General features: G+C 38.6%; 18 protein-coding genes, 1 tRNA gene and 3 pseudogenes. 8 read left to right on the top strand and 14 right to left on the bottom strand.

What is annotated here, in order from left to right; all coding sequences use genetic code 11:
• Positions 1-41: 41 nt before the first annotated feature.
• Both IPK31_01810 and IPK31_01805 read left to right on the top strand, forming a co-directional pair.
• Positions 42-1,769 (top strand): phospho-sugar mutase, encoded by a 1,728-nt coding sequence (locus IPK31_01810; protein MBK8086796.1) that lies wholly within the window; start codon positions 42-44, stop codon positions 1,767-1,769.
• 232 nt (positions 1,770-2,001) lie between these two features.
• Positions 2,002-2,667 (top strand): protein-L-isoaspartate(D-aspartate) O-methyltransferase, encoded by a 666-nt coding sequence (locus tag IPK31_01805; protein MBK8086795.1) that lies wholly within the window; start codon positions 2,002-2,004, stop codon positions 2,665-2,667.
• Positions 2,668-2,686: 19 nt separating this feature from the next.
• On the opposite strand, the gene IPK31_01800 is transcribed toward IPK31_01805, so the two are convergent.
• The 10 genes and pseudogenes from IPK31_01800 to IPK31_01755 all read right to left on the bottom strand — a co-directional run bounded on the left by IPK31_01800 (position 2,687) and on the right by IPK31_01755 (position 13,296).
• Positions 2,687-3,316 carry a hypothetical protein gene (locus tag IPK31_01800; protein ID MBK8086794.1) on the bottom strand — a complete coding sequence of 210 codons (630 nt, stop codon included), beginning with the start codon at positions 3,314-3,316 and terminating at the stop codon, positions 2,687-2,689.
• A gap of 243 nt (positions 3,317-3,559) precedes the next feature.
• On the bottom strand, positions 3,560-5,284 hold the full coding sequence (locus tag IPK31_01795; protein ID MBK8086793.1) for a chloride channel protein: 1,725 nt from the start codon (positions 5,282-5,284) through the stop codon (positions 3,560-3,562).
• An 81-nt stretch (positions 5,285-5,365) separates the two neighbouring features.
• A pseudogene (gene nhaD, locus IPK31_01790) lies at positions 5,366-6,642 on the bottom strand (sodium:proton antiporter NhaD).
• A 1-nt stretch (position 6,643) separates the two neighbouring features.
• Complete coding sequence (locus tag IPK31_01785; GenBank protein MBK8086792.1) at positions 6,644-6,889, bottom strand: HAD hydrolase family protein; 246 nt, start codon at positions 6,887-6,889, stop codon at positions 6,644-6,646.
• Positions 6,882-8,015, bottom strand: coding sequence for a glycosyltransferase (locus IPK31_01780; GenBank protein MBK8086791.1), 1,134 nt, complete (start codon positions 8,013-8,015; stop codon positions 6,882-6,884). Before IPK31_01780 ends, IPK31_01785 begins: the two co-directional genes overlap by 8 nt.
• Positions 8,016-8,295: 280 nt before the next feature.
• Positions 8,296-9,153: an endonuclease/exonuclease/phosphatase family protein gene (locus tag IPK31_01775; protein ID MBK8086790.1), complete on the bottom strand. Its 858-nt coding sequence runs from the start codon at positions 9,151-9,153 to the stop codon at positions 8,296-8,298.
• 10 nt (positions 9,154-9,163) lie between these two features.
• On the bottom strand, positions 9,164-9,838 hold the full coding sequence (locus IPK31_01770; protein ID MBK8086789.1) for an NAD-dependent epimerase/dehydratase family protein: 675 nt from the start codon (positions 9,836-9,838) through the stop codon (positions 9,164-9,166).
• A gap of 106 nt (positions 9,839-9,944) precedes the next feature.
• Positions 9,945-11,096, bottom strand: coding sequence for a TonB-dependent receptor family protein (locus IPK31_01765; protein MBK8086788.1), 1,152 nt, complete (start codon positions 11,094-11,096; stop codon positions 9,945-9,947).
• Complete coding sequence (locus IPK31_01760) at positions 11,012-12,553, bottom strand: outer membrane beta-barrel protein (GenBank protein ID MBK8086787.1); 1,542 nt, start codon at positions 12,551-12,553, stop codon at positions 11,012-11,014. Before IPK31_01760 ends, IPK31_01765 begins: the two co-directional genes overlap by 85 nt.
• A 137-nt stretch (positions 12,554-12,690) precedes the next feature.
• Positions 12,691-13,296, bottom strand: a complete 606-nt coding sequence (locus IPK31_01755; GenBank protein ID MBK8086786.1) for a DUF445 family protein — start codon at positions 13,294-13,296, stop codon at positions 12,691-12,693.
• Positions 13,297-13,398: 102 nt separating this feature from the next.
• On the opposite strand from IPK31_01755, the gene IPK31_01750 reads away from it, so the two are divergent.
• Positions 13,399-13,472: transfer RNA gene (locus IPK31_01750), tRNA-His, on the top strand.
• Positions 13,473-13,511: 39 nt separating this feature from the next.
• On the opposite strand, the pseudogene mutS reads toward IPK31_01750, so the two are convergent.
• Positions 13,512-16,108: pseudogene (gene mutS, locus IPK31_01745) on the bottom strand (DNA mismatch repair protein MutS).
• 59 nt (positions 16,109-16,167) lie between these two features.
• A complete protein-coding gene (locus tag IPK31_01740) occupies positions 16,168-16,584 on the bottom strand; it encodes an OsmC family protein (protein MBK8086785.1) in 417 nt (138 codons plus the stop codon).
• 151 nt (positions 16,585-16,735) lie between these two features.
• Here IPK31_01740 and rpmB point away from each other — a divergent pair, with 151 nt between their 5' ends.
• The 4 genes from rpmB (at position 16,736) to ftsY (ending at position 18,479) form a co-directional block, all read left to right on the top strand.
• Positions 16,736-16,972 carry a 50S ribosomal protein L28 gene (rpmB, locus tag IPK31_01735; protein MBK8086784.1) on the top strand — a complete coding sequence of 79 codons (237 nt, stop codon included), beginning with the start codon at positions 16,736-16,738 and terminating at the stop codon, positions 16,970-16,972.
• Positions 16,973-16,996: 24 nt separating this feature from the next.
• Positions 16,997-17,179 carry a 50S ribosomal protein L33 gene (gene rpmG / locus IPK31_01730; protein MBK8086783.1) on the top strand — a complete coding sequence of 61 codons (183 nt, stop codon included), beginning with the start codon at positions 16,997-16,999 and terminating at the stop codon, positions 17,177-17,179.
• A 42-nt stretch (positions 17,180-17,221) separates the two neighbouring features.
• A complete protein-coding gene (locus tag IPK31_01725; protein ID MBK8086782.1) occupies positions 17,222-17,395 on the top strand; it encodes a DUF4295 family protein in 174 nt (57 codons plus the stop codon).
• 112 nt (positions 17,396-17,507) lie between these two features.
• Positions 17,508-18,479 (top strand): signal recognition particle-docking protein FtsY, encoded by a 972-nt coding sequence (gene ftsY, locus IPK31_01720; protein ID MBK8086781.1) that lies wholly within the window; start codon positions 17,508-17,510, stop codon positions 18,477-18,479.
• 289 nt (positions 18,480-18,768) lie between these two features.
• Here the strand turns inward: ftsY and rpmA are convergent, their stop codons facing one another.
• On the bottom strand, positions 18,769-19,035 hold the full coding sequence (gene rpmA / locus IPK31_01715; protein ID MBK8086780.1) for a 50S ribosomal protein L27: 267 nt from the start codon (positions 19,033-19,035) through the stop codon (positions 18,769-18,771).
• Positions 19,036-19,101: 66 nt separating this feature from the next.
• Entirely contained in the window at positions 19,102-19,404 is a 303-nt protein-coding gene (gene rplU / locus IPK31_01710; protein MBK8086779.1) for a 50S ribosomal protein L21, read from the bottom strand.
• A gap of 138 nt (positions 19,405-19,542) precedes the next feature.
• Between rplU and IPK31_01705 the strand changes: the two are divergent.
• Positions 19,543-21,041, top strand: a pseudogene (locus tag IPK31_01705) (GH3 auxin-responsive promoter family protein).
• Positions 21,042-21,052: the final 11 nt, after the last annotated feature.

Raw genomic sequence — 21,052 nt, 5'->3', positions numbered from 1 at the left:
TGCAAATGAATCCTACATTTGACTACCTAAAAAACTTTACTATGCAGGCAACGATTCAGGCCAATGTACAGAAATGGCTCGACGGAAATTTTGAACCATCTATTAAAGAAGAAATTAAGAAACTACAGCAGGATCATCCGGATGAACTGGCCGATTCATTTTACCGAAACCTCGAATTTGGTACGGGAGGGTTACGTGGAATTATGGGCATTGGTACCAACCGCATGAACAAATATACTGTTGGAATGGCCACACAGGGTTATGCCAATTATCTCAATAACAGTTTCGGAAAAGGAAATGTAAAATGCGTAGTGGGTCATGATTGCCGTAATAACAGCCGGCTCTTTGCTGAAATTGTTGCCAATGTAATGGGAGCAAACGGAATTAAAGTGTACTTGTTTGAAGAATTGCGTCCAACACCTGAACTGAGTTTTGCTATCCGTCATCTCGGATGCCAGGGTGGTGTGGTTTGCACCGCTTCACATAATCCAAAAGAGTACAATGGATACAAAGCTTACTGGAATGATGGAGGGCAACTGGTTCCGCCCGATGATAAGAATGTAATTATTGAAGTGGATAAAATTCTTTCTGTTGATGATGTAAAATGGAGCGGTGGTGAAAGTAATATTACACTGATCGGTAAGGAAATGGATGATGCTTACCTCACAATGGTTGAAGGATTAAGTGTTTATCCTGAAGTATGTAAAGCACAGCATGATTTAAAAATTGTTTATACTTCTATTCATGGTACAGGTATTACATTAGTTCCTGAAATTCTGAAGCGTTTTGGTTTTACCAATGTAACCATTGTTGATGAACAGAAAATTCCTGATGGAAACTTCCCTACTGTTGTTTATCCTAATCCTGAAGAAGCAGAAGCAATGAGTATTGGTTTGAAGAAAGCTAAAGAACTGGATGCAGATATTTTGCTGGGTACAGATCCTGACAGCGATCGTGTAGGCATTGGTATAAAAGATTTGAATGGAAACTGGGTGCTCATGAATGGTAACCAGACTGCTGTACTTGCTTTTAACTATATGATTGAAGCAAGAAAAGCAAAAGGCATTAATCAGCCCAATGATATGGTGGTGAAAACAATTGTAACCACAGAAATGATTGATACCATTGCAAAAGTGATTGGTATTAACTGCTACAATGTACTTACCGGTTTTAAATGGATTGCTGAACTCATTAAAGAAAAAGAAGGCAAAGAAAATTATATTGTTGGCGGTGAAGAAAGTTATGGGTTAATGATCGGCAGCAAGATCCGTGATAAAGATGCCATCAGTGCAGTTGCCCTGTTATGCGAAATGGCAGCATATGAAAAGAACAAGGGAAGAAGTCTGTACCAGAAAATGATTGATCTGTATGTGCAGTATGGTTTTTATAAGGAGAATCTTATTTCCATTACTAAAAAAGGAATGAATGGCCAGGCAGAAATTGCAGCCATGATGGAAGGTTACCGTACCAATACGCCAACTTCTATTAATGGTTCAGCAGTGGTTCAGTTGCTCGATTATCAATTGCAGAAAGGAAAGAATGTACAGACAGGTGAGGAGTGGACCATCAACTTACCTAAATCAAATGTGCTGCAGTTTATATTAGCTGATGGAAGTAAAATTTCAGCAAGGCCAAGCGGTACAGAGCCAAAGATCAAATTCTATTTCAGTGTGCATGATAAACTGGATAAAGCAGAAAACTTTGATGCAGTGCATCAGCAGTTGAATGACCGGATTGATGGAATTATAAAGGATATGAAGTTGAAATGATGTTAGAAGTACGATGTAAGATGTACGCATACCCTGCATAACAAAAGCATCATGAGGTTGACATAAAAATAAAAAACTGCATCTTTCCGGTGCAGTTTTTTATTGCAGAATATTTGATGAGATACGGCATTGCTATACATACTCATCATAAACTTAATTTCAACTTACTGCTGTTTATCAGTCGGGGTTTCTTATTTTGCACGCAAAAAGTCCCTTCAGGGATTTAGGGCTTATGAGACGATTTGAAGATAGTTACCGCCCCAAAGGACTGCGTAAAAAGTTAGTTGATTTACTGCGCAGCAAAGGCATTACTGATGAACGGGTGCTGGAAGCCATCAATACACTTCCCCGTCATTATTTTTTAGATACTGCTTTTGATGAAATTGCATACGAAGACCGTGCTTTTCCCATTGATGAGGGGCAAACCATTTCTCAACCCTACACGGTTGCATATCAAACACAGCTTCTGGACATTAAGCCATACGATAAAGTACTGGAGATTGGTACCGGCAGTGCTTACCAGGCCTGTGTGCTTGCAGAAATGAATGCACAGGTGTACAGCATTGAACGACAGAAAAAATTATACGACTTTAATAAAGTTGCGTTTCCTTTTTTAAAAAAATATCACAACATCAAATTCTTTTTTGGTGATGGATTTGAAGGATTGCCAACCTATGCGCCATTCGATAAAGTGATTATTACTGCAGCTGCTCCTTTTGTTCCGCCGAAATTGATTGAACAGATGAAAGTGGGCGGAAAGATGGTGATCCCGGTTGATGAAGGTGATGCACAACGTATGAAACGTTTAACCAAACTGGCCGATGGTTCTTACAGCGAGGAAGAGTTTGATGCATTCTCGTTTGTGCCAATGCTGGGCGGAAAGCAGAATGGGAAGTAATGAAATACTTTCTTTGTCATCAATTCTGGTTACATATGAACTCCTTATTTATCTGATTCAGGCTTTGCCAGACACTATCCGTTAAAGGCTTTGAAGATATTTCATGAAACAGAAAGGTTCTGTTTTTGTCTGCACAGGATTTTATGTGAACAATACAGTAAAGCGTAATCGGTTTCTGTTGCATATAATCAAGCATGTAAATACTTCCGCTGAAGGTTTCAATATCTTCTGCATCTGTTTTTATTTTTTCGATGGCTACTTTTGGCGGGAAAATTTTATCTGCAGGTATTTTGCGGCTTTCAATATTGCTTGCGATTAATCCTGCATAATAAGCCGACAGGTTGCGCTGAATTATTTCAGCATTTATTTCCTGTGCGTTTTCTAAGCTCCAGAGAAAAGCATAGGTCCAGTATTCATTGCTTTGTGCATTGCCCCAACCTGCTGCAAAACGAATGTCTTCAACACCTTTGTAGGAAATTTCAGGAGCAAAACTGATGGGAATCATGAACAACTCGGTTGTCCAGCCTTTGGGTGTTGGAAGTGTATACGATGACTGTGAAGTTTTATTAACTGATTTCTTTTGCCCTGCTTCCTTACAGGCATTCAGTAAAACTAAACTCAGCAGGGTGATGATAAGGAGCTTTGGCATTTTTTAATTTGTTGAAGGTTTTTTATAACCGGGAATTTACGAAGCAGGAATCCGGTAATTATCGGAATTATTGATTCTCCAGACTTGTGCAAATGCATAATTGAATATATAAAAATTTCTTATCAGTTAGCGGATCACCAGCAGGTAAGAAAAGAATTCAAACCGCCTTATTCTTACCATTAACCGGAGTCTGTTTATGGATGTTTCACTGAACTGGATGAGGATGGGGAATTGAGGGAACATTTATGCCTGTTCATACAAGTCACCCTGTGAAGCAAGTATTTCCCTGTATTTGTTAAACAGTTTTGTTTTTGAGATAAAGCCAATAAATTTTTTCTCTTTTGTGAGCACAGGTAAGTACCAGCTTTGTGTTATATCAAATTTTTCCATCACTGTATGCATGTCATTATCGAGCTGTAAAATGGCCGAAGGTTTTTTCATGAGTGACCGGATGCTTGTTCTTTCAAATTGATCAGGTTGAAAGATCCGTTGTTTGATATCGTTTAGTTCAATGATGCCGATAAACCGTTCCTTTCCATCCACTACTGCAAATATGTTCTTTTCACTTTGCTTAATAATCTCAACCAGGTCTTTCAGTTTTTTATCTACGCTGATACTGTCATAAGTGTCCTGCAGCATATCGGCAAGCTGAATTGTCGTAAGTATATTTTTTTCTTTTTTATGTGTGAAGATTTGCCCTTCTTTGGCTAATTTTTTTATCTCCATTGAAAATGGTTCATACGATTTCACAATAAAGAAGGAAATGGATGAAACGATCATCAGGGGTATAAACAGTTCATAGCCATTTGTGATTTCTGCAATAAGAAAAATAGCAGTTAAAGGCGCATACATTACACCGCTTAACACTCCGGACATTCCTACGAGACTGAAATTGCCCTCCGGTATTTTAATCCATGGAGTTGTGTTCATTAGTTTCGAAAAAAAGAATCCTAGATAAGCGCCTGTAAAAAGGGAAGGAGCAAAGTTGCCACCATTGCCTCCGGCACCAATTGTAATACCTGCTGCAATTGGTTTAAATAAAACAATCAATCCGGTAAATGCAATGATACCCCAGTTATCATTAAGTATGGAAAACAAAGTTGTATTATCAGTAAAGGAAGTAAGTGTGCCATTGGCAACTGCTTTTACACTGTTATAACCTTCGCCGAATAACGGCGGAAATACAAAATAAATCAGCAACAGTAGTAAGCCTCCAATAGCTGCTTTTAAATATCCATTCATTTTCCATCCATGAATTCGTTGTTCAGTTCGTTTATATGTTCTTGCATAATAAAGTGAAATAAATCCAGCAAGAATACCCAGCAGTATATAGAAAGGAACATTCTTATAATCGAATGATTGCTTTAATACAAAGTTGAACAGGGATTCTTCTTTCAGAATAATTTTGGAACACAATGCACCAACAACAGATGAAATCATCAACGGTATAAAATAGCTTACTACCGTTTCAGCCAGCAATACTTCTATAGCAAATATTACTCCGGCGATAGGGGCATTAAATACAGCTGAAATACCTGCAGCAGCACCACAGGCAATTAACAGGGTTCGTTCCTGGTAATTTAGATCGCTGATACGTGACAGGTTGGAGCCAACTGCCGAACCTGTTGCTACAATAGGCGCTTCCAAACCGACTGAGCCTCCAAGACCAACCGTAACCGAACTTGTAACAACATGCAGATAAGTATGACTCAAAGGAATGAAGGATGACTTTCTTGCAATTGCACGAAGAACCATGGCAATTCCTTTTTCAATCTGTCCGCCAAAAAAATGACGGATGATGAAAACAGTAAGTACTAAACCTATGGCAGGGAATAGAAGGTAACCAAAAAAGGAAATGGGAATACCGTAAATCAAATGCTGTACAAAATGTACAACTGTTTTCAGTAACACAGCAACCAAACCTGATGCTAAACCGGTGAAAGTGGCAATGACCATAACAAACTGCATTCTGCTTAGCTTTGTCCGCAGAAAATGAATGATAAGCTGATATAGTGATTTAATTCCCATAACTGTTCTTTCCATATTAACTTACCCTGCCATTTGCAGTTGTAACAAAAAGATCAGGATACCTGCTGCAAAGCCAACGAGAGCCAGCCAGCCAATTTTTTCAGGTACCACATAAAATCAATCTGTTCAATTCCCATTACAGCAACACCTGCTGCTGTACCAATGATCACTGCACTTCCTCCTGTTCCTGTTGTTAAAGCAAGAAATTCCCAGAAGGGATGATCGGTTGGATAAGTTGCCAAATCAAACATACCCTGCGATGCTGCAACTAATGGTACATTGTCAACAATAGCAGAAAGTAATCCCAATGCAATGCCGATTAAATAATCGTTTTTAAAAGTAGTTGTAAGAAATGTTGCAAGCTCTTTCAGCAGGCCAATTGATTGTAATGCTGACACAGCAAGTAATATCCCTAAGAAGAATAAAATACTGGGTGTATCAACTTTTTGTAATGCTCTTGCAACTGTATACCGTTCTGCAATTTCTGATTTTTTGCTTTTATGAATAACAGTTGTTATAACCCACATCAATCCCAATGCCAGTAACATACCCATGAACGGTGGTAAATGTGTAATCGTTTTAAATACCGGAACAAAAATCAGAAATCCAATACCTGAAAATAAAATGATCTGCCCGTCTCTTTTTTCTTTTGCGGTAGTCACTGCTTCCGGTATGGCAGCAACCTTTTTCCCCTTGAAGCGGTAGGCAACAATCAATGCAGGAAGAATACTTGCTGCAAGGCTTGGCAGTATTAGCTGCTTCATAATATTCAGTGCTGTAATTTGTCCGCCGATCCAGAGCATGGTTGTTGTAACATCTCCCAAAGGCGACCATGCACCACCGGCGTTGGCTGCAATCACAATCATACCTGCAAACCAGAGCCTGTCTTCTTTTTCACTGAGTATTTTTGAACAGAGTGAAGTCATAACGATGGCCGTGGTTAAATTATCAAGTAAAGCAGAAAGAAAAAAAGTAATGGCTGTAATGAGCAGCAGCAGTTTTGATTTGCTGGTTGTTTTTATTTTTTGTGTAATGATATCAAATCCATCGTGTGAGTCGATCAGCTCCACAATCGTCATGGCACCTAACAGAAAGAAAAGGATCGATGCAATTTCACCGAGGTGATGCAAAAGCTCTTCGCCCACAAGATGAGTTGTTTCACTTTGCAGCATATAAATGGTCCAGCAAAGTACACCAGTAATTAAAGCCGATGCTGCTTTGTTCAGTTTCAGCGGATGCTCAAAAGCAATGGCGGCATAGCCGGCTACAAAAACAAAAATCAGTAGTGCAGTAATCATATCAGTTTAAGATTGGTAGTAATAAATTAAAGTCAGGCACTTTGATGACATAGTCTGCAACAGAATCTACAAACTGATTGGTAGAACAAAAGGAAACACCTATCCCTGCTTTACGGATACAGCAAATATCATTTTCACCATCGCCAACAACCAATGTGTTTTTCAGATCCACATCATACTTATCACAAATATTAATCAGGGCATTCAGTTTACAATATTCATGTTTGCACTGGCTTTTGTCATCCAGTAAAAAAGGGAAGGAATTTTACTTCACCTGTTGCTATGCTTTTTGAAAATTCCAGTTCATTCGAGATGGTGAAGTCAAAACCAAATTTGTTTTTTAGGTGATTGGTAATACAATCGTAACTGTCGCTGATAATGCCTGTAATATAACCTTGTTGTTTTAACTGCTTTATTAACTCAGGTAAATGAGGAGTAACTTCTATTTTATCAGTTAAGGAAAGTAAATCTCCAATATTCTTTCCTTTCAGTAAACGGGCAATCAGTTTGGTGCGGATAAATGGATTGTTGTTGTTCGTAACAATGTCAACCAGTTCTTTTTTAAACTCAAATTCTTCTGCCGCCGTATGAATAAAACTGGTTTTCAAAATGGTATTATCCATATCGAACATAGCTATTTTTTTCAACGACATCAGGCCTTCACGTATCGCAAATTCCATTTGCTCTCTGATGACCTGGATATTTTCATAGGTTTCCAGGTTTTGAGAATCCATTTCTTTTGATTTTTTCATGATGGTTCTTGCAACCTCACGGCTCATTTTTCCTAACTGCTCCAGCGCCTGCATCCTGTTCTCAATATTACCGATGCTTACTTCCTGAATTTTTGCACCAAGGTTATGCATATCCATTAAAATGCCAATATCAACACCATACCCTTCTTCAAATTCACATTTCTCCAGCAAACTTTTTCTTCCTGCAATCATTCCGCTCAATGGTTGCTGAAAATTGGGAAAGTCAGGATTAAGAATAGAAAGTAATGGCTTTGCTACCAGTTCGGTAACTCTTCCTGCCTGTCGTGTGAAATATGATTTCACAAAGTCTGCTTCATTGCTGATTAATGAAGCAGTCAGTAACTCAATAATATTTTTTGGATAGGTTGTAATGTCGGCATCAAGAAAAACCAGGAATTCATTCTTTGCAACAAGCACACCATCTTTCATGGATGCACCTTTACCCAGTTTGGTACTGGTAATAATTATGGCTCCTGCTTTTCTGGCTTCCTCAACCGTATTGTCCATTGATTTATCATCAACAACAATTACTTCCGAAACATGCGGTGATTTTATTGCCAGTTGAACAACTTTTGCAACAGTTGCTTCTTCATTTAAGGCTGGGATGATGACTGTAATCATTATTACGAAAATGGTTTAATAATGTGAATTGAATGTAATAATCAGTCAATTCATATTAAGTTACTGAATAAGATTAAGAAATATACCGGTATTGATTTATAGTATATTTTGTATTACGCTTCGTAACAAGGCTTAATGAATATAGAAAACAAATTTAGTTATTCTGAGCTAATGTGTATTTTTTACAAATCAGTGTGCTTCCTCAAAATAAGAATGGTATTGGGCTGAATCCTAAATTAAGAAATACTGCATGGTAATGAAATACAATTAGTTTGAGTGATTAAAAAAATATCCTGGCCATTACTGCAAAATGATCACTTGCAAACCTTCCTCCCCATGTTTGTGAAATGCTGGCATGGGAAAGCACTCTCCATTTCCCTTTCAGGAAAATATAGTCAATAGGTTCATCACGTTCTTCTTTTGATTTGAATGCATTGAATGTTCCTGTTGGTCCGTAATGAGGCGTTTGCGAAATTGCTTTTGAATCAGTTAGCACAAGTGGATTTGTTTCATCCATCAGCACCTGTATGGGTTCATCGGTTGGTACTGCATTAAAGTCGCCGGTGATAACGGAAGGAATTGTTCCTGCTATTTCTTTTACTTTCTGCAGCAGCAGTGTTGAACTTTCCCTGCGGGCAATTTTTCCCATATGATCGTAATGCGTGTTAAAAGCAAAGAAGATTTTTTTTGTTTTCCTGTCTTTAAATTTTGCCCATGTTACAATACGGGTAATGGCTGCATCCCATCCTTTACTGCCGGGAACGGCGGGTGTTTGTGATAGCCAGAACATATTGGCTGCAAGTAATTGCAATCTTGTTGTGTCGTAAAAGATGGCTGAGTATTCTCCTTTTGTTTTACCGTCATCTCTTCCACCTCCGGTATATTTGAAGTTGGGTAAACGTTGCTGCAGGTCCATCATCTGATCATGTAATGCTTCCTGTACACCAAGCAGTTCAACTTTATGAAATAAAATTTGAGAAGACACTTTATCTTTCCGGTAGGGCCATGCATTTAAACTGTCGGATGAAGTATGCAGACGGATATTAAAGGTCATTACAGTTAATGCGTCCTGTGCTGCAAGAAATGTTGTTTGAATGAACAGGAAAGAGGCAAGTAACAGAGTAAGTTTCTTTTTCATCGTTTTGTATTTAACTCTTTGCTAATGTATTGATATCTTTTACTTCAAGAATTTGTTTCTCATAACCATTTATAACGGCGTTGACCATGGCAAGCCCGATACTTTTTAAACTGGATATATAGTTCGGGGCAACTGCTCTGATGATGTGAAGTAACCACATGAAATATTTATAATAGGGTAGTGTGTTCTTTAATCCTTTTGTTGGTTCTATAATACCCGGGCGAAAATTGTAAACTTTTTGGAAAGGTAATTTCAGTAAATCATTTTCTGTTTTTCCTTTCACTCTTGCCCACATCATTTTGCCTTTTTCACTGCTGTCGGTACTGGTGCCAGAGATATAACAGAAGGTCATATTGCTGTTAAGCTTTACAAGCGTTTCAGCTACATGCATGGTAAGGTTGTAGGTTAAATGGGTGTACTCCGGTTCTTTCATGCCAACAGAAGATACGCCGAGGCAAAAGAAACAGGCATTGTATCCGCTGAGTTCATTTTTAATGGCTGAAAGATTGTGAAAGTCGGCATGAATAATTTCTTTCAGCTTGGGGTGAGTAATGCTGCATGGTTTTCTGCTGATTACTAAAACCTCTTCCACAGCAGGGTGCTGTAAACATTCATGTAATACACCTTCGCCAACCATTCCGGTTGCACCGGTAAGAATTGCTTTGATTGTTGTTTGTTGTTGCATAGCAGTTTCGAAATTAATTGTTTTGCTGAATCATTGTACAGTTTCTTATAAACAAAAACCCTGAGCAACACTGCTCAGGGTTTTTGTTATTTGTGTTGAGTATTTTTTACTGCATCTGCATATCATCACCACTTTCTGTTCTGTTATTTTTACGTTTGAACAGAGAAGCATCAAACTTGCCAAAACGGTAACTGAAGTTCACCCGAACAAAAGCAGGATCTCTTCTTCTCCAGCTGTCCTGGTAAAAGAAACTGGATTCTGATATAACCTTATTCTGTCTTGTACTGAATACATCACTCCAGTTGGCAGAAACAGTTGCTGTATTATTTTTAATTTTAAATTCTTTGCGCACACCGAAATCAACATAGTAGTTGTCAGCAATATAACCTTGCGTGGTTGATATATTGCCACCTCCCATGCCGCCGCCGCCAAATCCGCCACGGCCACCACCCCTGCCACTGGAAAGAGGCAGGATTGATTTTGAATTATAATCACCGCTTAACTGCATGCTCCAGCCCTTGCCGAATTTAAACGAGTTATTGAGTTTGATGAAATAACTGGTGCGTTCATTGGCAAGATCAGGTACTATTGCACTTCCTTCGATTTTTGAGTAATATAGATTGGCATTGTAGTTAATTTCCCACCATTTGGCAATGGTGTTACGAAACACCAGTTCAACTCCAACAGCATAGCTGCGTGTAGCATTGATATAACTACTCATCCATACAGAATCTCCATACGGTCCTAATGACCTGACCAAATAACGTGAAATCAAGTCATTGGTCTGTTTCCCAAAAATTGTAGCGAGGAATGTATTGTTTTTTTCGCCGTATGTTTTTTGATAGGTTAATTCCAGTGAGTTGGTAAACTCAGGTTTCAGATTGGGGTTACCTGTCTGGAAATTGAAGATATCACTGAAATCTGTGTTGGGTAATAACTGGAAAAAGTTCGGACGGTTAATACGGCGGCTGTAGTTCAGCTGCATATCCTGTTTTCCTTTAAATGATTTTGAAAGAAACGCACTTGGAAAAAACGCTAACGGAAACTGGTTGTTGTAACTGGTTGTTGTACCAACCTTCTCGCCATCGTACTTTGAACTTTCAACTCTTAATCCAACCTGGTAATTGAAATTTGCCTTGGTTATTTTCTGTGAGTAAGTAGCATAGGCTGCAGTTACATAATCAATATACTTGTATTCATTACTGATATCAGGATTATAAACTCCGTTCGAATAGTTTTTTGAAAACTCTGGAACCAGCGTACCTGTGAACGTAAACCTCCTTCGAGTTTTATGTTTTCACTGATCGGATCGCTGTAATCGGTTTGTGAAACAAGCATGGTACTGTTACCACCACCATCAACACCCTGGTTATTCGTTGATGTAATCTGTGTACCTCCTTCATCAAAACGGGTGTAAAAGATATTCTGGTCATTTACATTATGGCTGCGGTTATAGTTAATATCTGCAGTCCATTCTTTACCGGCTTTTGGAAAATTATGTTTGTAACTGATCTGGCCACCGGTGTTGCGCATTTCAAACTTGCTGTTTGTATAACGGTCTTCATTGATACGTTTGAAAACTGGTTCAAGTGTGTCGTAATGAATGGTATTTTCATCAAGGCCCTTAAAATTACCTCTCATAAGTGAACCAGAAACTGTAATTGCATTTCTGTTGTCGATGAGAAAGTCGAATCCTGCTCTTCCAAATCCAAACAAACCATTACTTGTATTCCTGTTTCGTGTGTACAATGTATTGTCATAAGTATCCAGAAGATTCGTACGGTTTGTTTCACCAAATGAAATGGATTTACGCTGGTTCACCCCAATGTTTGCAAAGAAGTTTATTTTTCCCTGGCGGATATTAATATCTCCACCACCACTAACTTTTCCACGCATATCCACACCAAGACGAACACCGCCACTGTATCCAACCCTGCGGTTCTTTTTTAATACAATATTGATGATGGCAGATTGTCCGCCGCTTGCATCAAACTTTGCTGAGGGATTGGTGATGAGTTCAACACTGGATATTGCATCAGCAGGAATCTGGTCGAGTGTTAATGTAGTTGGTCTTCCATCAACAAAAATTTGCGGAGCGCTGTTACGGAGAGTGATGTTTCCATCAATATCAACTGTTACAGTTGGTACATTACGCATAATGTCAACACCTGTACCACCCTGTGACACAATATTTTTTTCTACATTAAATATTTTACGGTCAATTCCAAGCTGTAACATTGGTTTGTCACCTGTTACAACCACTTCACCTAATTCTTTAATGTCTGTCTCTAATTTAATATTGCCGAGATCTTTATCAATCTGGTTAAGCATCTGGCTCATATCGCCACCGCCGCCCGTTTTTAAGCTGAATGCTACTTTTTGTTCAATTGTTTTATAACCAATAGCAGTTATTTTCAGTTTATACTGAACCATAATATTCAGGTTCTCCAGGCTGAAGTCGCCATTGGCAACAGTCAACTGACCATTTACAATTACATCTTTTCTTGCTTTTGTAGTGCTGTCAAATTTATTTTGAATCAGCTGAACAGATGCGGCATCAATTGGTTTGCCTGTTTTTGAATCAAGAATTTTTCCATAGAGGCGGCCCATGTTCATTTGAGCACCACCGTTTCTTCCACCACCTGCTCCACCCGGCATTTGTGCTGATAACTGTAAACTGAGAAAACAAATAATCGTACTGAGAACAAATTTCATGTTGAATGATTTTTTTGCGAGGCGCAAATTTGCGTTAATTTTCAGATGTTTCATATTCATTAAGTATGAATGGTATCTTTAACCGTTTAAGACGGTAAAAGTTGAACCGGCAGGTTTTGCTTTGTGATGAGTGGAAACTATTGCGTAAGAAGGGTGATGACAATCTGAAGAAGCCCGATAAGAAAACCAAGCACTCCGCCTATAATTTCAACAAAATGGAACTCTTTGGCCATTACCTGGTACAAAATGTCTTCCAATTTATCGCTGGAGAAGGCTTTCACTTTTTCGGTTACAATCTGTTCAAGATCCAGCTGGCTTTTTAATGTGGCTGCATAATCTGTCATCAGCCTGGGAAAAAGGGTTTCCAGTTCTTCCAGGAAAACAGTTTTGAGCTTATCAATTGTTTTATCGCCGATAAACATGCTGATAACAGGCATACTGTCAGCTAGTTTTACCCTGAGAAAATGATCAATATGCGTTTCTAATTGAGGAAGTACCTTTTTCAGATTCTCAGGATTAGTGATTTTTTGTTCGATATCAGAAAACGATAACAGTTCTTCACTTACCAGTTTACCTAATTTTTGTGCAAACTGTTCCTGTCTTTTTGGAAAAATACCCTGAACAGTATACCCTAATATTTTCACCGGATTTTTTGGATGAAACAGCATTTTAACTGCTACCCAGTTGGTGAACCATCCAATAAAAGCAGAAATAACAGGGATAAGCAATAACCAATAATTCATATTTATTTCACAGATGAGGCGCAAAGAACGTTTATTTTTTGAATTGTACTGATGTTGATTTGCTTGTAAAACTGAATTCCATTATTTTTGCCGCCGGATACGGAGGCTGTAGCTCAGTTGGTTAGAGCATCAGATTGTGGTTCTGAGGGTCGAGGGTTCGAAACCCTTCAGCCTCCCTGGATGAAAAGTCCCGCTTAAAAGCGGGACTTTTTCTATTAATGTAACCGTTGTTTTATTTCCTGCAGCTTCAGTAATGCTTCAACAGGAGTGAGGCGGTTGATATCTAATCCTTCAAGAATGGTTCTGATTTCATCAAATGTTTGTGAATGCACATCAAAAATATTGAGTTGTACTTTTTGGGTAGGCATGCTCCGGAGATGATCTTTAATATCACCACTGCTGCGCTGATCTTCCAGCTGTTTTAAAATTTCATTGGCTCGCTGAATTAATGAAACCGGCATACCTGCCATTTTTGCCACATGAATTCCAAAGCTGTGTACACTTCCTCCCGGTGCAAGTTTGCGTAAGAAAATAATTTTATTCCCTACTTCTTTATTGGTGATATGATAGTTTTTAATGCGTGGAAATTTTTCTTCCAGCTCATTTAACTCATGATAGTGTGTTGCAAACAATGTTTTTGGCTGATGTGCTGACTGGTGTAAAAACTCAGCAATACTCCAGGCAATGGAAATACCATCGTAGGTTGAAGTGCCCCTGCCAATTTCATCCAGCAAAATCAAACTTCGATTAGAAAGATTATTGATTATGCTTGCTGTTTCATTCATTTCCACCATGAATGTACTTTCGCCGCCGCTTAAATTATCACTTGCTCCAACTCTTGTAAATATTTTATCAGTTAATGGAATTTTTGCGGCCGATGCAGGGACAAAACTTCCCATATGTGCCATCAGTACAATCAACCCGGTTTGACGAAGCAATGCACTCTTACCACTCATGTTTGGACCTGTGAGAATAATGATCTGCTGTTCTTCTTTATCTAACAAAAGATCATTGGCAATATATGGTTCACCGGCAGGAGATGACGTTCAATCACAGGATGACGGCTGTCTTTTAATTCAAGTTCAGGTGCATCATGCATCTGCGGACGAACATATTTGAACTGCAATGCATTTTCTGCAAAGCAGCAGATGCAATCAAGTATTGCCATCACCTGTCCGTTTGTTTGAATTGGTCCGATATATTCCTGCAGTTCAATTAATATTTTTTCAAACAGCTCTGTTTCTATTTTTAATATCTTTTCTTCAGCACCAATAATTTTCTCTTCATACTCCTTTAATTCCGGAGTAATATAACGCTCCGCATTCGCAAGCGTTTGCTTCCTGGTCCATTCAACAGGTACTTTATGCTTATGTGTATTGGTTACTTCTAAATAATAACCAAACACATTGTTGAAAGAAATTTTAAGCGATGGGATTCCTGTTGCTTCACTTTCCCTTTGCTGAATTTCAAGTAAAAATTCTTTGCTGTGATGTGCAATGCGGCGCAGATCATCCAACTCCTTATTGATGCCATCTTTTATCACATCACCTTTGCTCACCATTACAGGTGGATTGTCTACAATTTCATTGATGATCTTATCAGCAATATAATGACTTGGGTTGATGGTGTCGCTTAAGCGTTTCAGATAATTATTGGATGAAGTGTTGCACTGTTCTTTTATTTTTTCAGCAAAACCCAGACCCTTTGCCAGATGTAAAATTTCTCTTGGATTGATTTTCTTTAATGGAAGTTTGGCGACCAACCGTTCCACATCACCGCATTGTTTGATCAATGATTGCAGTTGCTTTCTCAACTCCGGTTCAAGGATGATTGATTGCACTGCATCTAACCGTTCATTGATTCGTTCAATATCTTTTAAGGGCAACACCATCCATCTTCTCATCAACCTTGCACCCATTGGTGAAACAGTATTGTCAAGAACTTTTAGTAAGGAATTACCTCCATCTGCATTGCTTCCAAGTAATTCAAGGTTGCGGATGGTAAAACGATCCATCCATAAATAATCTGCTTCATCCAATCGCTGAATAGAAGTAAGATGATTGAGGTTGGGGTGTTCTGTATCTCTTAAATAGTGAAGGATTGCACCTGCTGCAATAGTGCCTAATGTTAACGATTCAACTCCGAATCCTTTGAGTGAATGTGTTTGAAAATGCCTCAGCAATAATTCCGTTGCATAAGCTTCTGTGAAGATCCATTCTTCTAAATGATAAGTATAAAACTTTGTTCCGAAATTTTCTTTGAACTGTTTTTGTTTGTTGCGTTGAAATACAACTTCAGCAGGTTTTAAACTTTGCAATAATTTATCAGCATATTCTTTATTCCCTTCTGCCACAAAAAACTCACCTGTGCTGATATCGGTGAATGCAAGTCCGTATTGATCGTTCTGTTCATGCACAGCTGCCAGGAAATTATTTGAATTATGTTCAAGCAGTTTATCATTGGTGGCAGTGCCGGGAGAAAGCAATTCTGTTACACCACGTTTTACAATTCCTTTTGCCAGTTTGGGATCTTCTAATTGATCGCAAATAGCAACTCGATGACCGGCTTTTACCAATTTATGTAAGTATGTATCTAAAGCATGGTGCGGAAAACCTGCCAATTCATTGCTGTTGACAGAACCGTTATTTCGTTTGGTAAGAGTAATGCCAAGAATTTGTGAAGTGAGGATTGCATCTTCACCGAATGTTTCATAAAAATCACCCACCCTGAATAATAAGATCGCATCAGGGTACTTTGCTTTTATAGCCTTGTGCTGCTGCATTAAAGGGGTATCTGATCCTGCTTTTGCCATGGCGACAAAAATAAGGAAGCCCTTTGTTCAACAACAGATAAATTGTTCAGACTTGAGAATTAAAGGAAAACAATCTCATATTCCAGCTCAGCGAATTTTTCAAACATGGCACTTACGCCACAATACTGTTCTTCTGACATCTTTACTGCCCTTCTAACCTTATCCTGGTCTTCTTCTTTTACTTTGATACGGTAGGTAATCTTTACCCAATTATATGTTTTCGGGGTTTCTTTAGTCAGATTAGCGTCAACGTCCATACTGAAATCACTGAAAACAACCCTCATTTTGTTAAGCATGGATACCACATCAATCCCGGTACAACCTGCCAGTGAGGACAACATCAGCTTTTTGGGGCGGGGTCCGAGGTCGTTTCCTCCGTCATTTTCGGGGGTATCAATAATAATTGTGTGATTATCGAGTTGACTGTGAAAAGTCATTCCGCCAATAAAACGGGTAGTTACAGAGTGATCTGCCATGAAATTCTTGATTTTATGGGCAAACCTATGGAATTAAGTCAGATTTTTGCACAGTGGAAAGAAGAGACTCAGAAAAGTTGAAATAAAATGCGATTATATTTCAGAATTTAAGCCGAATTCTCCTACCTTTGCCGTCCAAAAAATTTGTATCATGGCAAGAGTATGTCAGCTTACAGGAAAGGTGCCGATAGGTGGAAATAAGGTATCTCATTCAAATATTAAAACCAAACGCCGCTTTTTGCCTAACCTGCAAACCAAGCGTTTTTTCCTGGCTGAAGAAGATAAATGGGTTACGCTCAAAGTATCTACTGAAGCAATCCGTACAATCAACAAAAGAGGATTGTACAATGTGGTGAAGGAATTAAGAGCAAGAGGAGAACATATTTAATAAGAATATCTAAATCGAGCTACAATGGCAAAGAAAGGTAACCGTGTTCAGGTAATTTTGGAGTGTACAGAGCATAAGACTTCGGGTAAAGCTGGTACAAGCCGTTATATTACCACAAAGAATAAAAAGAACACACCTGAGCGTATGGAGTTGAAAAAGTTCAACCCAATCCTCAAGAAAGTAACTGTACACAAAGAGATTAAGTAATCCCTGTGTCGCATTCACGTAATGTTTAAATGATTTTGTAAAATGGCAAAAGCAGCAAAAACGGCGATTAAGACAAAAGATCAGAAAGCCGCAGCAGAAGCAAAGAACTGGAGTAAAGTAATTAAGGCTGTACGCAGTCCTAAATCAGGTGCTTACACTTTCAAAGAAGCAATTGTGCATAAAGAGAAAGTGAAAGATTTCCTCGCTCAAAAATAACTTATACCTGATCAGTATATTCAAAGCTGTTCCAAACGAAAATGTGGAACGGCTTTGTTGTTTTTATACATTACCGGTATCATTGTAATATTGTAAAGAAAAAAACGAAGCAATGGGATTTTTTGGAAAGCTGTTTGGTAAAAAGGAAAAAGAAAGTCTTGACCAGGGTTTGGAAAAAACTAAGGAAGGCTTTTTAGGTAAAATAGCAAGGGCTGTTGCAGGAAAGAGTACGGTTGACGCAGATGTGCTGGATAACCTGGAAGAGGCGTTGGTGAGTGCAGATGTGGGTATTGAAACAACTGTTGAAATCATTGAACGGATTGAAGCAAGGGTTGCAAGGGATAAATTTATTAATACCAGCGAACTCAATTCAATACTGCAGCAGGAAATTGAAAACATCCTGATTGATGCACCTGCCGACACAACTTATTCAAACTTTGATTTGCCCGCAGGAAAACGACCTTTTGTAATTATGATTGTTGGTGTAAACGGTGTTGGAAAAACAACAACTATCGGAAAGCTTGCACATCATTTTACACAGGCAGGTAAAAAGGTAATGCTGGGTGCAGCTGATACATTCCGTGCAGCAGCTGTTGATCAGTTAACGATCTGGAGTGAACGTGCCGGTGTGCCGATTGTAAAAAGAGAAATGGGAAGCGACCCTGCCTCTGTTGCATTTGATGCAGTAAGTAGTGCTGTTGCAAAAGATATTGATGTGCTGATTATTGATACAGCCGGACGTCTTCATACCAAAACACATTTAATGGAAGAGTTGGGCAAGATCAAAAGAGTAATACAGAAAGTAATTCCTGAGGCACCACACGATGTGTTGCTGGTGCTTGATGGATCAACCGGACAAAACGCAATTGAGCAGGCAAAACAATTTACAGCGGTAACAGATGTAACTGGCTTAGTGATTACAAAATTAGATGGAACAGCAAAGGGCGGAGTAGTTCTTGCAATAGCACATCAGTTTAAAATTCCAGTAAAGTTCATTGGTGTGGGAGAGAAAGTGGAAGACCTCCTGGTATTTGACAAACATGAATTTGCTGACAGCTTATTCAGTCTGAGGAAGGATAATTGAGTTACACGTAAGAATAGAAACCTTTAAGAAAAATAAAACCCTCCAGTAAACTGGAGGGTTCTTTTTGATTCTTTCGAACCTTATTTCTTCTTAGCAGCTTTTTTAGCAGCTTTCTTTTTTGGAGCAGCTTTTTTAGCGGCTTTTTTTGGAGCAGCTTTTTTAGCGGCTTTTTTAGGAGCGGCTTTTTTAGCAGCTTTCTTTTTTTGTTGCCATTTTTTTAGAATTTAATGATTAGTAAAAAAACATAACAACGTAAATGTAGAAATTTTTTTCTTATAAAAAAAAAATTCTATGCGCCTGCTTCAACCGGAGCTACCGAAACGAATGTTTTATTGTCTTTTCCTTTCTTAAATTCAACTAATCCGTCAGTTAATGCAAAGATTGTAAAGTCTCTGCCTACACCAACATTTTTACCGGGATGATAAACGGTTCCACGTTGGCGGATAATAATGTTACCGGAAGCTGCAGGTTGTCCACCATAGATCTTCACACCAAGACGTTTGCTTTGTGAATCACGACCATTCTTTACACTGCCTTCACCTTTTTTATGTGCCATTTTATTCGAATTTGAATTTTTGAATAATCAGAATTTGAAAATTGAACGAATCAATTCTTCCAATTCTTACGCAATTCCTGTTACTTTAATTTGTGTATACAGAGTACGGTGTCCTTTTTTCTTACGGAAACCTTTACGGCGTTTCATTTTAAACGCAATGACTGTTTTGCCTTTCTTTTCTGCAAGAATTTCGGCTTTCACAATTACTTTGGTATCAGCTCCAACGCTGATCTTACCATCTGTGTCAACAAACAATACATCAGAAAACTCAACTTTGTCTCCGGCATTTCCTTCAATGTGAGGAACATACAGGCTCTGACCTTCTGAAACTTTAAATTGTTGACCGGCTATTTTAACTACTGCAAACATAACTTTCCAATATTAGGGCTGCAAAGGTAGGGATAAAATTGTTTTTAAAACAAGTTTCAATCAAAAAATTGCCTCTATTTTAACTGAATGGTTTCACGCTGTAAAGCTACATTTGTGGGCTCAAAAGCGGTGTTTGGTATGAAAATCAAGTCAATCCTGGCAAAACCATTTGCAGGATATATCTATAAGTCGATTCAGAAAAATATAACAACGGCCCTAAGTGACCAGGATCAAATCCTGAAGCAATTGCTTAAAATAGGCAAAAATACAGATTACGGGAAGGCATTGGGTTTAGAAAAGGTAAGCACCTATGATGAATTCAGAGACTGTGTTCCAATCAGGGACTATGAGCAAATGCGGCCCTGGATCGACAAAATAATTGAGGGGAAGCACAATGTTTTATGGAAAGGCAGGCCCCTTTATTTCGCAAAGACTTCAGGTACAACAAGCGGGGTAAAGTACATCCCAATTACGAAGGAATCAGTTGGCAACCATTTCGGTACAGCTCGTAATGCGGCCCTTTGTTATGCTTCAGAAACCGGGAATACCCGTTTTTTGACGGTAAACTGATCTTTTTGTCAGGCTCGCCCGAACTGGAAAGGGTGGGTGATATTCCGACAGGCCGTTTAAGCGGTATTTCAAATCATCTTATTCCAAAATATCTCCGCACCAACCAACTGCCTTCTTATGAAACCAATTGTATCGAAGACTGGGAAACCAAACTGGAGAAAATAGTTGATGAAACGATCAATCAGGACATGACCCTCATCAGTGGCATACCGCCATGGATGCAGATGTATTTTGATGAGTTAACCAACCGTACCGGCAAAAAAATTGCTGATATTTTCCCCAATTTCAGCGTCATGGTGCAGGGAGGCGTAAATTTTGAACCATACAAATCCAAACTGTTTGAAAGTATTGGACGAAAAATAGATTGCATTGAACTTTATCCTGCAAGTGAAGGTTTCTTCGCTTTCCAGGATTCGCAGGATGCTGAAGGATTGTTGCTCAATACGAACGATGGGATCTTTTTTGAGTTTGTTCCTGCAGGTGAAATTTTTAATGAAAATCCGTCAAGACTTTCGCTGAAAGATGTAAAAGTTGGAGAGAATTATGCTTTAATCATCAACAGCAATGCTGGTCTTTGGGGATATAATTTAGGTGATACCATTAAGTTTGTTTCAACCGATCCATACAGAATAGTTGTTACAGGCAGAACAAAACATTTTATTTCAGCTTTTGGTGAGCATGTTATTGGGGAGGAAGTAGAAACCAGTTTACTGGAAGCTGCAAAAGAAGATAAAGTGCAGATTACTGAGTTTACAGTTGCACCAATGATTCACCAGGGAAATGGGAAAAGCTATCATGAATGGTTTATTGAGTTTGAGCATAAACCCGGCAATATTGAAGAGTTTGCACAGAAACTGAATAATAACCTGCGTGAAAGAAACATCTATTATGATGATTTAATAACAGGCAATATTCTAACCCCTTTGAAAATAACACCCGTGAAAAAGAATGGATTTATCGATTACATGAAAAGTATTGGTAAATTGGGCGGACAAAATAAAGTGCCTCGTCTCAGCAACGACCGAAAAATTGCAGATGACTTAATAAACTGGGCCGAACATCAATAATTTTTCCAACA

Source organism: Chitinophagaceae bacterium (assembly GCA_016713085.1).
Taxonomy (GTDB): domain Bacteria; phylum Bacteroidota; class Bacteroidia; order Chitinophagales; family Chitinophagaceae; genus Lacibacter.
The sequence above is the reverse complement of the archived record's forward strand: the minus strand, read 5'-3'. Positions and strand labels throughout refer to the sequence as shown.